Origin of the sequence: Rufibacter tibetensis, from assembly GCF_001310085.1 — a bacterium.
Taxonomy (GTDB): Bacteria; Bacteroidota; Bacteroidia; order Cytophagales; family Hymenobacteraceae; genus Nibribacter; species Nibribacter tibetensis.
Genome location: NZ_CP012643.1, coordinates 228,510 through 243,216, shown reverse-complemented (window position 1 = coordinate 243,216; position 14,707 = coordinate 228,510). Strand labels below are relative to the sequence as shown.

The window sequence follows — 14,707 nt, the reverse complement described above, 5'->3', positions numbered from 1 at the left end:
TAGGAAAAAAGATGCTTTGTTTTTGGTAGAGATAGGAGGGGAGTCTACCAAAGAGGTGTGTTCATTTCAGGCTTGTTTTCAATAAAACAGGCCTGAAATGAAGGATATTTTAAAGCTAGAGTAACGTAGAGTCTATAGCCTAATTTCGTCAAATCTTAAGCGATTCAGATTAAGGGTGGTAGGGACCCGTCTTTGAGGCGAGGTATGTTTCTATTAAATTCTAAATTGTTACTTTCTTCAACTCAGGCAATACCCTTTCTCCGAAGAACTCAATATACTGTTCTTGCTGCAGGTTCACGTTGTGTAAATGAAGGTGGGTAAATCCTAATTCTATGTCTTTCGCAAGCAAATCAATGTGCTCTTGCGCACTATCAGAAATTCTGACATGCGGCTCCAGTTCGTCTGGTTTTACCATGCTGCCTGCCGCGTCAAATCCTTTAACTGTAGGTATATCAGAAAGGAGCGCCGAAGGAAAGACGTTGTTTTTCCATTGTTCATGGGCTCCCTGGCGGGCCTTTTCTTTTGTTTGGTCATAAGAGAGTTGCACCTTGAGGTGCATTGGTTTTCCTTCGCCACCGCCGCGGTAGAAAGCCTCCACCATTTTCTGCAAATCCTGAGGAGGTTTAGAGATGGTGATCATGCCATCGGCCCAGGAACCAACCCACTCAGCAGTTTCCGGGGTGATAGCAGCCCCCAGCACTGGAGGCATATAGCTGGGGCGGGTATAAAGTTTAGCATTCTCCACTTCTACCAAGCCTTTGTGTGTTACAGTTTCACCCCTCCAGAGGGCACGCATAATGTCTACGCATAGTTTCAGGCGCTCATTACGTTCCTGCTTGCTGGGCCAACGCTGCCCTGTGATTCGCTCATTTAACAACTGCCCACTTCCGGCGGCTAAAAAAAAACGGTGCGGAAACATTTCGCAGAGAGTGGCTACTTTCTGTGCCGCAATGGCCGGATGGTACCGTTGCCCTGGTGCAGAAACTACCCCAAAAGGCAAAGTCGTAGCTTGCATGGCTGCCCCCAGCCAACTCCACGCATACCCGCTCTCGCCTTGCTCTTCGCTCCAGGGGTAAAAATGATCAGAAGAGAGAATGTTCCCGAAGCCTGCCTGTTCTGCTTTCTGCACCAATTGTAACAAGTGACTCGGTTTGAATTGCTCATGTGAGGCATGATAACCAATGCTAAGGGCTTTGTTGTCCATTGTGTTTTGCTTTGGAAAAAGGTGTAATAGGTTGTCTTCTGTTTGGGCGTTACTTTCCGGAGAATACCCACAAAAGGAATTCATAAGTGTTGTATTGCGATCTTTAGTGACCACAATAGGATTTTACCTTTATTGGAGAAGACTTCCTTTTTCATCAAGGATGTACGCGGAAGGAACTTGGGAGTTATACTGTAAATACCCTCAGCTTTGAGCCTATTATTTGTAGAACAGCTTTAAAGTATGGTTCCTTAATTCATTGTGAAAACTAGGTTAGAAGGAAATTTCAGCCTACATGCTGGTCCAAATCCCTGATTTCTTTTTTGTAAGCGGAAGGTAAAATAATGGATTTAAGAAACCAGTCAAGTTTTAGGGTCCGGCTTACTTTGTACCCGTGCAGGAGAGGAGAAAGGAGTGAGACCTTCCTGAACTCCAGTAATTCTTTTACCCTGTCTGGAACCACCATCGTCTGGGCTTCTAACAACAACCTATACCGGACCTTACCCAAGTGTTTTTCATATTGCTGAAACAAGTCATGTGTATAATGGCTCATGGCCAGGTCTTGGTGCAAATGGGTTTCCCGCATCTCAAGCCATTCTGAATAGGTACCTGGAAGACCTTGTACACCCATCCGGTGGCCTACTCTGTAAAACACCTCAAATACCTCTGTCTTTTCTATTAAAGAGAGTTCCCTTTCCAATACCTCAAAGGCCCGGATGGAGTAGTCAATTAGCATGAACAGAACATCACGGTAAGCCCAATCAGGAATAGACATGCCCCGCTTTGCTTCTACCCCAGCATGAATGTGGACCATTTTGTCAATGGTTTTATGGGCAGCCTCAAGGGGAGAAAAAACTATTTGCCTGGCGTACGCTACGGTAGAGAAAAGTCTTCCCAGCGGATCGGCAGGAAGGCGACCTGTAAAGTACAGCCAATCTACCGCCTTGTTAAGAGCAAACTCAGCAGAAGAACCCGCGAAAATAAAGAGAATGGTGTCTCCCTTTCCCCAAATCTCCCGCACTACTGAATCTCGCTCTACAAATAGCTGCATGATTAATTGCTGAAATTAAAAGGATTTAAAGTAAAGTGCCGCGCCACTAAGAAAGCTAAACAGAAGTACGAGGTAGGCCTTGATGAGATCGTTTTTAGAGCATAAGTTTTTTGACTTGAAGATTAGGTACTTAATTCTGTAGCATCACTAATTAGATTTTTAAAAGGATTGTTATTTGTGAACTTTGCTTAGCAAGTGTAGTTTTGAATTGCAAATAATATCAAAGGAAAGGGGTTGATAATAATCAATTCAGGAATAATTATATTTTAAGGTTTATTTTGAAAGCTAACAAAACAAGTATAATTACTCCTCTTGATATTTGTGTCCTTATACCTTGTTACAATAACAAGGCTGGTCTTCTAAAATCACTTGAAAGTATCAAGTATCACCAGCACAAACTTTGTGCAGTAGTCATTGATGATGGCAGTCCAATTCCGGTGAAGTTAGAGGAAATGCCTGATCCGGGTATTTGCGGCTTTTCCACTCATGTTGTACGAATAGAGAAGAACAAAGGGATTACCAATGCATTAAACGTTGGATTACAGTGGATTAAGCAAAATTTATCAGTTCAGTATATAGCCAGATTAGACTGTGCAGATCTTTGTCACCCTAGTCGGTTTTATAGGCAAGCAGAATTTCTAAATAAAAATTCTCAAATTGGTTTGCTGGGAAGCTGGTGTGTGTTTCGTGATCCATCCTCAGATTTCGAGTACACTTATACCACTCCCACTGACCACCATACTATTTTATCAGAAATGCACTTTAGGAATGTCTTTATTCATCCAACCGTCCTTTTCAGGTCAGAATTGTTAGAGAAGGTAGGAGTGTACCCTGCAGATTATCCATATGTTGAGGATTATGCTTTGTTTTTCAAAATGTTGCACAAAACCAAAGGAGCTATATTAGGTGAATTCCTGGTTACCTGTGAAATAAACGCTAAAGGGCTCTCCATTACAAATAGAAAAGATCAATTGAGGGGTAGAGAAAGAGTAGTGAGTGAATTTGGGAGTAGTACTTTTTTGAAATTTATTGCTAAACAGAAGTTGCGAGTGCTAAGAATTTTGCCCTATAATATAGTTTTGATTGTTAAAAATAGATTGAGTAAAAGTAATCTGTAGGTACATTAATTTTAAAACCACATTATTTAAAAGAGCTGATGAGATTTTTTTGGTTGAAATTGCAGCCGAAGTTGAGGTTGATTATGTTAATAGATTAAGAATAATTCAAAAAAAATCTTTTACAAAGCTTCTCTATATGCTTTTTGCATAAAAAAATATTAAAATTATAAATTTGAAGGTGTCATAGGGGTAAAAGCATACAAAATGGTCATTATATAGTAGAAGGGTTTAATAGCCTTCTGTAAATACTTATAAAAGAATTATAGTTATCTTTGATGCACTAAAAACAGGAACTCATAAGAAGCTATTTGGTGCTGAATCCCCTAGGCTAATGAAAATAGTACACGTAATAGAACCTTTCGCTTCAGGGGTTGCCGTTTTTGTAAAGGCACTTACAGAGACTATGCCTGACGACCTCCACATAGTTATACATGGGGAGCGCAAACAGGTGATGTCTGCTAAAGACGTAAAACGTATTTTCCCTAAACAGAATGTGCGTTTTATTAGATGGAAGTCAGTTCAAAGGTCTATCAATCCATTCAAAGACCTTCTTGCCCTAACAGAACTACATAATATCCTTAAACGACTTTCTAAAAGGGGGTTTGTTGATGCTGTACATCTGCATTCATCAAAAAGCGGCCTTTTAGGAAGGCTTGCTTGTAGAATGGCTGGAGTGAAAAATGTTGTATACACCCCTAATGGCGCTCCCTTTCTTTCAGCCGGGAGCCCTATTATGAACTTCCTGTTTAAACAAATTGAAAAAATTGGAAGTGGGGTAGGAGGTCAAGTGGTGTGTTGTTCCGCGTCAGAAATGGCCGAATACCATAAAATCGGCATTGAGGCTACTTATATCAACAATGGGGTGTCTTTGAAAGACCACTCCATAGGGGTGTCATCCAAAACAAAAGGCAGAAAATTTCAGGTAATTACTACCGGAAGAATTGAAGACCAGAAAAATCCTGCTCTATTCAACAAAATAGCCACCTTTTTTGAGGACTATGACCAAATTGAATTCATTTGGGCAGGCGAAGGCAAGGAGAGAGCTGCCCTGACTTCTAAAAATATAGTTATAACAGGTTGGCAAGAGCCAGATACTGTAAAAGAATTGGTGAGCCAAGCCGATGTTTTTATTTCTACTTCACTTTTTGAGGGCCTTTCATTTAGTGTCTTGGAAGCCTTAGCCCTTAAAAAGCCCGTCCTTTTGAGTAATTGTGTAGGGAACGCAGATATTGTAATGACAGGCCTAAATGGTGACGTGTTCAATAATGACATAGAAGCGATCGTTAAGATCCTGAACTACTTCAATAACCAGGAGATGCTTGAAGTAATGGGCGATTACTCGTTTGAAGTTTGTAGTACAAAGTTCAATGTGGACTCTAATTTCAAAGATTATAAAACAGCTTATCAGGGTTGGGGAAGGCAAAAGGACCATGGTCCTTTTACGGCAGTGGCATAACTAGTTTACAGAGGTTTATTTAAGATTACATAGATGAGAAATACCTTATTACTTCATGATTTTACCTCAAAGCCAGACCCAATAGAGGATATCAATAAATCTTTAAAATTAATACAGCATCAACTACTGTCAGAACTGGCTTACAAGCAAGATATTATCTCCTCAAAAGAAGAAGAAATAATCAAATTAAAAGAGGAGTTAGGGCAAAAAAATGAAGTGATAGAAAGCCTTTTTAAGCAGGTGCAGGAGGTAGAAAGAAAAAATGAAGGTAATAAGCAACTTAATAAGAAGTTGATAAATGAAGTTGTTAGAAAACAACAGGATATTGAGTGGTATAAGCGAACTTATGAATCAAGGAGCCTTTTAGGAACTTTGAAAGAAAAGATTTTTGGTAAGTAGTTTAAATATAATGATTCCAAAAATTTTTCATTATTGTTGGTTTGGAGGGCAGGAATTACCTGAAGAATACCAAGACTATATAAACGGATGGAAATCATTTCATCCAGATTGGGAGTTAAAGAAATGGGATGAGACAAATAGTCCCATGGAATTACCTTATATCATGAATGCCCAAAGATTGGGTAATTATGCCAACATTAGCAATCTAGTTAGGTTTTATGCACTTAAAGAATTTGGGGGGATTTATTTAGATACAGACATCAAAGTTATAAAAAGCCTTGAGGGACTTTTATCTTCTGAGTGTTTTCTCGGGTTTGAATCTAACAATACAGAAACTGGTGAATACTGGTTGAATAATGCTGTTCTTGGATCTGTTCCTAACCACAAATTTGTCAACCAGTGCATTAATGAGTTGCAACGGCAATTCGATGGGTCAGAAAAAGCAAATCTTTCAGCCCCGGTTTTGGTTACCAACGTGTTAAAAGAAGCCTGGGGGTTGCAAGATTACGGGTGTCAGATATTAAATGGTATCCATTTGTATCCAGTAGAATTCTTTTACCCTATTAGGGGATTTGAGTCCTATAAAGCTAAAATGGATGTAACTGATGAAATTTTATATCCTAATGCTTACACTATCCACTGTTGGGGTAGAGCCTGGTATTCTAGGGAAATGTTTGTGAAGGATATTGAAGTTTTGCAGGAGTATACATCTGATCTTGTTAAACAGAATGCCCAACTTCAAGAAGAATACAATTCAAAAGAGTTTAACTTTAAGGCTGAGATAAGCAGTCTTGAAAACGAAAACGAAAATTTAAAGCAGAGTCTATTAAGCAAAGAATCAGCTTTAAATGCTTCAGAAATAATGCTTGCACAGCAGGTGCAAACCTACACAAGCATACTTGAAGAGAAAGAAATGTTAATAGATAAGCTTGTTAAAGACATCTCTTATTATCAAAATGTTGTTCATGATTACCAAAAGCAGTATGATCAAAAAAGTGCTTGGGAAATTATAGTACATAAATACAAATCAAAAAATAAAAGGTAGTTATGAGTGGTAAGCAGGTGCTAACCCATGGAATTTTTATTAATGGCTTTGCAAATTCAGAAAGTTTAAAATTTTTAAATAATAGTAGTTTAAAAAATCCGCTTCACCACTTTCCAGAAGATGGCTCTAATCTAACGATTGTTATTTTAAGTTTTAATAGAGTAGGGTTCACCATTAGGCTTATAGATTCCTTACAAAAGCATGTTCCTGATTTCGCTGGAAAAATTTTGATAATGGATAATGGTTCTGCTGAGGATCAGTTATCCATATTGGAAGAAAGGCTTAATTCAATCTCTACCTTTGAGGCAGATTTAATCAAACTAGGCCAAAACTTTGGAGTAGCCCAAGCCCGAAACAAAGCGATGGCTTACGTTAAAACAGAGTGGTTCCTGTCTTTGGATAATGATATTTATTTTATAGGGAATCCTCTGCCGGCTATAAAAGATTGTATTGAAAGTTTAGGTGTCTTCTTCCTGAACGTGCCTTTATTGCAGACTGACGGAAAGCACATTGATGCTTACGGAGGAAACCTTTGGTTAGAACCCTATGAAGATTCCTATTTTATTAGTGGAACCAGCTCCTTCAAGCCTCTGAAAGTAGATCAATTGCCTCAGATTGGACCTTTTCTTTCCACTTTTATATTTGGAGGTGCTTCTGTAATAAATAAAAATGCCTTCCTTGAGCATGGTTGCTATGACGGCAATATGTTTATTGGTTTCGAAGACACAGAATTGTCTTTAAGGCTCCTTCATAAGGGTATTAAAATAGGCAACATAGGCTCTTTTGACTTTATACATGCCCACCAAGCTCCAAAAAACAACGCTGATGTTGATGCTGAGAAAGTAAGATTTTCGAAAAAGCTAATTCATGAGTCAGGCGAATACTTTAAGAAAAAACATGGTCTTTATGTTTTAAAACCAAGCGTAGATGGTTGGATTGAAGAGAAGAATAAAGAACTAAAGGTTGCAGATGAAAATGTTCTGGCAAAGGAGCATCACATTGAAGATAAACAACATCTTACGCTAAATTCAGGTAAGTCTGAAATAATAGAAGGCCTACTGGAGGTTTCTAATACAGAGACTAATCAAACTCATGGAAATGTGCCTGGTAATTTAGCTGCTGCAGTTGAACTGTATGAATTGCAGGAAAAGTTAAAGCATGCAGAATATCAGTTAAATGCTATAAAAACAAGTAAGTTCTGGAAGCTTAGAAACCTATGGTTTAGGCAGAGACAGCGTTTGGGTATCACTAACGACGGAGTTGCCTTTTCTTTGAAAGATGTTTTAAAGAAAGGAAGCCGCAATAAAACGGATCAACCATCTATTTCTTTTAAATCCTCTACGGCTTATGATTATGAGCAGTTCTTGAAAAAAATACCAGTAAATAAAAGTGAAAGTAATATTCTGGTATTTATTCCTTTTATGGTGGTAGGGGGTGCTGAAACGGCAATTCTTCAAGTTTTAAAAGGATTCAAAAAACACAAGTTAAATACCTCTTTGATTGTATCAAATCACCCTAAAGAAAATATGGGGGATACTTCAGAGGCGTTTTACAATATTTGTCCTGATGCCTATGTTTTAGAAGACTACAATACCTTGTGGAACGATGCAGATTGTTGGAAACATTGGAAGAATCTGACCTATGCTTTAATTAAGGATAGGAATATAGATGTTCTTTTGATAAGTAATTCTTCCTTCGGTTACTTAATGCTGGAAGATATCAAAAGAGATTTCCCTCATATAAAAGTTATAAACCCTATTTATAGCACTGTTGGTCATATGATTGATAATATCAAGTACGAGAAGTATATTGATATGACAGTGGTAGAAAATCCAACTGTTGAGACTTATCTAATTAAAGATGCCCTCCGGGACCCTAAAAAGGTAAAGAGAATTGAGAACGGGGTAGATCTTAAGCAATACCAACAGGTAAAATTTGAAGGAAACAAGTCAATCAACAATCATCAAATTCCAGATAATAAAATAATAATTTCCTACCTGGGCAGGTTATCAGAAGAAAAAGGACCTGATATATTCCTCGATATCGCAGAAGCATGTAAGTTCAGATCAGATTTACATTTCGTTTTAGCCGGAGACGGCCCAATGAGGGAGGAGATTAAAGCTAAATTGAGTAATCCTGTATTTGACAGTTTAGTAAGCTTCGTTGGATTTGCAAACTCTAAGACCGTTTTAGCTCAGTCAGACATCATGCTTGTGCCTTCCAGAATGGATGGCAGACCCAATGTTGTATTAGAATCATTAGCAATGGGGGTTCCGGTTATTGCTTCTAACGTTGGTGGTTTACCCTGGATCATAAGTGAAGCTAATTTAAGCGGAATAATTTGCCCTGCCGGAGATACACAAGCCTTTAAAGATGCTATCTGCCGCTTAGTAGATACTCCTGGAGTATTACAAAATATGAAGGTGGGCTCCAGAAAGTATGCAGAAAGAGAATTGGATGTCAGAATAACTCAAAAGGCGTATAATTTGACTTGTTTGGAGTTGAGTAGGGAAATAACAAAGGTATTTTAATATCAATTACTAAAATTAGTTAGGAAGCTGAGTGGATTCTCTTGGAAGGAATGATGAGGACAGATTGATTTCAATTATTACCCCTGTATATAATACAGAAGGGGTGTTATATGAAACTGCTACCAGTATATTCAATCAGACTTTCTTTAATTTTGAGTGGGTTCTTGTGGATGATGGTTCTACAGCACCAATTACAAGAACAATCCTAAAGGAGTTAGCTGAAAAAGATAACCGAGTAAAGTTAGTCACGCATTCTGTAAATAAAGGTTTACCAGCAGCCAGGAATACTGGTATCAGGAATGCTGTATCTCCCTTTCTTTTTTTCTTAGATGCAGATGATTTGATTGACCCGGTTTTTCTTGAAAAAGCTTTTTTGTTCTTGAGTGCTAACCAGGAGTTCTCTTTTGTGAATTCTTATGTGAAAGGATTTGGAGCGAAAGAGTATCTCTGGAGAGGTGGGTTTCATGAATTAGATGTGTTTCTTAAAGAGAACCGCAATACCAGCTGCTTTTTAGCTAGAAAGCAGGTTTTAAATGAAGTTCTTTTTGATGAAGATTTGAAGGAAGGGTGTGAGGACTGGGACTTTTGGTTAAATGCTGCATCTAAAGGTTTTTGGGGTTTCACAATTCCTGAGTTCCTATTTTATTACCGCCGATCAGAAAATAATAAATGGGCTACTTTAGCTGGACAGGAATCATTAGCAAAAATAGAAAAGCAGTTAACTGTAAAGTATGCTGCTAAACTGGCTAATAATTTTCCTACCCCTAAGCTAACTTCCTATTCATTAGGTAAAGTTGCTTCCAGAACAGAGGTTCCTCTTCTTCAGCTTTCTAAAAATAAGCGGATTCTCTGTGTTTTACCTTGGTTAAAAATTGGGGGAATAGACCAATTTAATTTCAATTTACTCCATGGACTTAAGGAAAAAGGTTGGGATATAACGGTTGTAACCACCTTGCAAGATGAACACCCTTGGCATGAAAAATTCAGAGAACTTACTTCTGATATTTTTCACTTAGCAAACCTGGGAGACGAGTTCAACTACCTTTCCTATCTTGACTATTTAATTGAAAGCAGAGCCCCAGCGTTGTTGTTTTTGTCCAACGCTATGTTTGTTTACAATGCTCTACCCTATTTAAGCAAGAAGCATCCTTACCTATCCATTGTTGATTATTTGCATTGTGAAGATGTGGGTTGGAAAAACGGAGGGTACCCTTTCTTCTCTGCATTCTATTCAGATTTCATTACGAAGACATTTACAACTTCAAATGATTTAAAAAGTCTATACATAGAACTGGGGGGAGCAGCCCATAAAGCAGAAGTCTGCTATATAAATGTTGATACAAACCAAATCAAGCCAAACGATAAAATCAGACGGGAAAGAAGACAGGTTTTAGGAGTTAGGTCCGATGTTCCTTTAATTTTATTTGTAGCACGTCTTACAGCTCAAAAACAGCCACATGTTCTAGTAGAAACGCTGGCTAAACTCAGAAAGAAAAATTCTGATTTTAAATGCCTGGTACTTGGTGACGGACCTGAAAAGGATGAAATGCTTAGGTTAATACATAAGCACAAAATAAAGAATGAAGTAATTTTCACCGGTAGCTTACCCAATGAAGAAGTATTGGCCTATATGGATGCTGCTGATATATTCTTTTTACCTAGTAAATTTGAGGGCATTGCGCTTTCAATTTTTGAAGCAATGGCTAAGGGTTTGCCAATAGTTGGTGCTAAAGTAGGGGGGCAGGCAGAATTAGTGTCTTCAGATTGCGGGTACCTTGTTTCTCCTTCAGACCCTGATTCTGAAGCTTCAGAATATGCAAGAATCTTAGCTGAACTGATATCGGAACCTAATAAAAGGAATCAACTTGGTGAGAATGCAAGAAAAATAGTAGAAGGCTCATTTGAACTAGCCCTAATGGTTAATCAAATGAACTCCTCATTTTCTAATCTTAAACGAAATGGTGAAATTTGTCAATCCGTGCAATACAGGGAATATGAGCATCTTTTGAATCAGATGATTGCTCTGGAAAAGGAAAATATTCAGATGAAAGTAAAGGTGGAATCCAGATTGGTAAAAACCATTTACCGATATGAAAAACCTTTCCAAAGACTCAAAAAAATATACACCAAATTTCATAGAGTAATAAGTAAGTAGAATGAAGTTTTGGTTATTGACTACTGAATATCCACCCCAGTTTGGAGGAGGAATTGGAACCTATTGCTACCAATGGGCCAATATTCTAAAATCAACAGGACATGAGATTACTGTTTTTCTCCCAAATAAAGCTATTACTAATTTTATTGAAAAGGAGATAAACGATATTAGAGTAATTGAGTTTTCACCCTTTTTGGTTAACACGGCTGCCTTTTTAGGGTATGAAACTATGATCAGTTATTCTTTTGCTGAAATAGTTAAAATATTTGTAGAGAAGGAAGGGGTTCCAGCATGGATTGAGGCTCAGGAATATAATGGAATTGCTTATTTTTTACTGCAGAAAAAGCATCTTGGATATCCCCTTTTCAAGGATCTTCAAGTTCTTATTACCTGCCACGCCCCCTCTTTTCTCTACTTTGAATTCAATCACATTAATAATTATAAACTACCCTACTTCTGGATAGGGGAAATGGAGAAGTACTGTATTCAGGCAGCAGATGTTTGTATATCCCCTAGTCAGTACCTAATTGACCGATTACTGGAAAGACACACATTTAATAAGACGTTTCATGTGCTGCCAAATCCTTTTAAAATCAGTCATAAGGCAGGTGAAGAAGTTCCTTCCGAAAATTCTGTTGTCTTCTTGGCCAAGTTATCTCCCTCAAAGGGAATTTTGCAAACCTTGCAGTCTTTCAAGAATCTATGGAGGCTTGGGCTTAAGTTTAAACTGAAATTGGTTGGTGACAGAAATTACTTCTATCATGCAAAACAATGCATGATGGGTGATTACATCAAGAAAACCTACTCAGAATTTATAAAACAAGGCCTATTAGAAATGACGGGAGTGCTACCTCCTGAAAAAGTTCAAGCAGAAATAAGAGCCGCTAAGATGGTACTAGTACCTAGTACAGTCGATAACTTTCCCTACACGGTGGTTGAGTGTATGGAAGCAAAGAAGGTCGTCTTAGCATCAGAACAAGGAGGCCATTGTGAAATTATAGAAGATGGTCTTAATGGATTTCTCTTTGACCATAATAAGCCAGGCGCATTAGAAGAAAAGATTATTCAAATTTTTTCTTTAACAAAGGAGCAACTAGATGCAATTGGTAACAACGCTGCCGTTAAGATTGGTGAAGCTTGTAATCCAACCACATATTATAATGAAAAGCTTAAAGTTCTAAACGCCTGTAAACCTGAAGCTCTTCAGAATAAAAATTTTGTTTATACTCAAGTTAGCTCTGAGGTAGATTTAGACTTTTCTGAAAAGCCTGATGAGATGCAGGAATGCCTATTATCTGTGGTGATACCATACTATAACATGGGGCATTTAGTGAAAGAAACTATCAATTCTATAAAATCTTCTTCTTACCAAAATATTGAAATTATAGTTTTAGATGATGGAAGCGATTCTCCTGAAAGCCTTATGGTTCTTCAGGAACTAAGAAAAGATAAACAGATAAAAGTAGTCAATCAGAAGAATAGAGGTTTGGCTGAAGCAAGAAATGCAGGTGCATTACATGCCTCAAGCAAATATTTAGCGTTTTTAGATGCTGATGACACTGTCCATCCTGCTTATTACTCCAAAGCAGTTAATGTTTTAAAATCAAAACCCAATGTTCATTTTGTTGGATGTTGGGTGCAGTACTTTGAAAATTCAACTTCCGTTTGGCCTGCTTTCAACCCTGAACCTCCTTATTTGCTTTATCACAATATGGTAAACTCAAGTGGGTTGGTTTATAAAAAAGACTCCTTCTTGGCCAGTGGGTTGAATGACAAGGGGTTTGTTTATGGTATGGAAGATTATGATAGTGTCATGAACATGGTCGCTAATGGTTATAAAGGAGTCGTGCTGCCCGAAGTTCTGTTTAATTACCGGGTGCGAAAAAACTCAATGGCTAGAGGTTTCAATAATGAGAACAAGAGCTACCTATACAAGATTTTAGCAGAAAAGCATAAAAGCTTCTATGGTACATTTGGGGTAGAAGTATCTAATTTACTTAATGCCAACGGCCCTGGATTTGGAGTAGAAAATCCTACTATGGATTACCACCTATTTTCAGGAAGTTCAAAATCTGATAAAGTGCTTAGAAAGTTATTTTCTATAATCAAACAGCAACCGCTTTTGCGCAAAATAGCTTTAGCAGGTTACAGTAAAGTGAAGTCAAATTGAATTTTATGATTAAAATGATTACAAGTTTCTTAATTGGATCAAATAAACTTGAGCGATTATGGTTGTTGGCTAAGATTGAGTTCAAATTAAGATATTATGAAAATAACCTTGGGCTATTATGGGCACTTCTAAAGCCTTTGATGGATGTTGCTATTTACTACGTTGTATTTAAATCTATTCTTAAAACTGATGTTCCGGCCTTTGCCTCTTATCTTTTTATTGGGCTAATACTATGGAATTTCTTTGTAGAAAGTACTTCTGGTACAATTCAAATTCTGCAAACTAAGAAATACCTTTATGAGTACAGTAACATGAATAAGATGGAGATTTATTTGTCTACTCTTTTGAGCAACAGTATAGGTTTTTTCTTCAACCTGTTCATGTTTATTATATTCCTCAACTTTGTTGAAACAGATATACAAGGGCTTAGCTTGTTAAACCTTTGGATTCTGCCCCTCTTTGTTACACTTTTTGTTTTATCCCTTGCTCTTTCATTGATCCTCTCTTGTATTTATGTGATAGCAAAAGATATCACTCAGATATGGCAAGTGTTTACTGCTGCGCTATTTTTTCTTTCCCCAATCTTTTATAAACTAGCCTTGTTCAAAGAAGCACTTCCTTCTTTAACCTATATAAACCCTATTGCTGGTATAATAATCAATGCCCGAAAGGTGATGATGGAGAAAAGCATGCCTGATATAGGTATGTTATTTTTTGATTTTGGTTATGCATTGGTTCTGTTGTTGGTTGGCTTTATCTTATTAAACAAAATTGGAGCAAGGGCTGCTGAAAAGCTTTAATAAAACATGGAAAAAGAATTTGCCATTGAGGCTAAAAATATAAGTAAGACCTTTCATATTTCAGAAGACAGCCATAATACTGTTAAGCACCGGCTCTTTAATATTTTTAACCCTACCAGGAATAGAAATGTGCCTGCGGTTAAAAATATGTCTTTTGAAATAATGAAAGGTGAGTGTATAGGGCTTTTAGGTAGAAACGGGTGTGGAAAATCAACTCTGGTAAAACTTTTAGCAGGGGTTTACCCCAGTGATAGTGGTCAAATCCGTATCAATGGTTCTACCATGCTAATGAATTTGGGCGTAGGCATGAGTCATGAACTTACTGCCCGTGAAAACGTCTATGTTTCTGGTTCGGTTTTAGGACTCCGCATCAAGGAAATTGATGCCATCTTTAATGAGATTATAGAATTTGCAGAACTAGAGGAGTTTATAGATACTAAAATCAAGTTTTTCTCTTCTGGGATGGTTGCCCGGTTAGCTTTTTCTATTGCTGTAAAGGCAGGGGCAGATATAATGTTCCTAGATGAAATTTTTGCAGTAGGTGATGTTAAGTTTCAAGAAAAAGCTATTAAAGTATTTGAAAGCTCTTGGATAGAAGGAAAAACAGTAATATTAGTAAGCCATAGCATGGAGGTAATACGGCAATATTGTAACAGAGCAGCGTTCCTGAAACACGGTGAATTAGTTTTCTACGGTAATACAGATAAAGCTATTGAGCTCTATATGGAAGACAATCATTGATCGTTTCACTTTCAAACCATAGGTAGACATTTTTTAAAGT

At 37.5% G+C, this 14,707-nt stretch carries 11 protein-coding genes; 9 read left to right on the top strand and 2 right to left on the bottom strand.

Annotated elements, in window-relative coordinates:
- Positions 1-220 precede the first annotated feature (220 nt).
- Together DC20_RS00930 and DC20_RS00925 are read right to left on the bottom strand one after the other, a co-directional pair.
- A complete protein-coding gene (locus tag DC20_RS00930; protein ID WP_316934518.1) occupies positions 221-1,288 on the bottom strand; it encodes a TIGR03885 family FMN-dependent LLM class oxidoreductase in 1,068 nt (355 codons plus the stop codon).
- A gap of 199 nt (positions 1,289-1,487) precedes the next feature.
- Positions 1,488-2,252: an oxygenase MpaB family protein gene (locus tag DC20_RS00925; protein ID WP_062542113.1), complete on the bottom strand. Its 765-nt coding sequence runs from the start codon at positions 2,250-2,252 to the stop codon at positions 1,488-1,490.
- A gap of 278 nt (positions 2,253-2,530) precedes the next feature.
- Between DC20_RS00925 and DC20_RS00920 the strand changes: the two genes are divergently transcribed.
- The 9 genes from DC20_RS00920 (at position 2,531) to DC20_RS00880 (ending at position 14,667) form a co-directional block, all read left to right on the top strand.
- On the top strand, positions 2,531-3,370 hold the full coding sequence (locus DC20_RS00920) for a glycosyltransferase (protein WP_062542112.1): 840 nt from the start codon (positions 2,531-2,533) through the stop codon (positions 3,368-3,370).
- Positions 3,371-3,701: 331 nt separating this feature from the next.
- Positions 3,702-4,826 (top strand): glycosyltransferase, encoded by a 1,125-nt coding sequence (locus tag DC20_RS00915; protein ID WP_062542111.1) that lies wholly within the window; start codon positions 3,702-3,704, stop codon positions 4,824-4,826.
- A gap of 33 nt (positions 4,827-4,859) precedes the next feature.
- Complete coding sequence (locus DC20_RS00910) at positions 4,860-5,225, top strand: hypothetical protein (RefSeq protein ID WP_062542110.1); 366 nt, start codon at positions 4,860-4,862, stop codon at positions 5,223-5,225.
- A gap of 10 nt (positions 5,226-5,235) precedes the next feature.
- Positions 5,236-6,270 carry a glycosyltransferase gene (locus DC20_RS00905; protein ID WP_062542109.1) on the top strand — a complete coding sequence of 345 codons (1,035 nt, stop codon included), beginning with the start codon at positions 5,236-5,238 and terminating at the stop codon, positions 6,268-6,270.
- 2 nt (positions 6,271-6,272) lie between these two features.
- On the top strand, positions 6,273-8,801 hold the full coding sequence (locus DC20_RS00900; protein ID WP_062542108.1) for a glycosyltransferase: 2,529 nt from the start codon (positions 6,273-6,275) through the stop codon (positions 8,799-8,801).
- A gap of 31 nt (positions 8,802-8,832) precedes the next feature.
- Complete coding sequence (locus DC20_RS00895) at positions 8,833-10,956, top strand: glycosyltransferase (RefSeq protein WP_062542107.1); 2,124 nt, start codon at positions 8,833-8,835, stop codon at positions 10,954-10,956.
- Position 10,957: 1 nt separating this feature from the next.
- On the top strand, positions 10,958-13,126 hold the full coding sequence (locus tag DC20_RS00890) for a glycosyltransferase (RefSeq protein ID WP_062542106.1): 2,169 nt from the start codon (positions 10,958-10,960) through the stop codon (positions 13,124-13,126).
- Between the two features lie 5 nt (positions 13,127-13,131).
- The gene (locus DC20_RS00885; RefSeq protein ID WP_157593001.1) at positions 13,132-13,926 is read left to right on the top strand and encodes an ABC transporter permease; all 795 of its coding nucleotides are present in this window, start codon (positions 13,132-13,134) and stop codon (positions 13,924-13,926) included.
- Positions 13,927-13,932: 6 nt separating this feature from the next.
- The gene (locus DC20_RS00880; protein WP_062542104.1) at positions 13,933-14,667 is read left to right on the top strand and encodes an ABC transporter ATP-binding protein; all 735 of its coding nucleotides are present in this window, start codon (positions 13,933-13,935) and stop codon (positions 14,665-14,667) included.
- Positions 14,668-14,707: the final 40 nt, after the last annotated feature.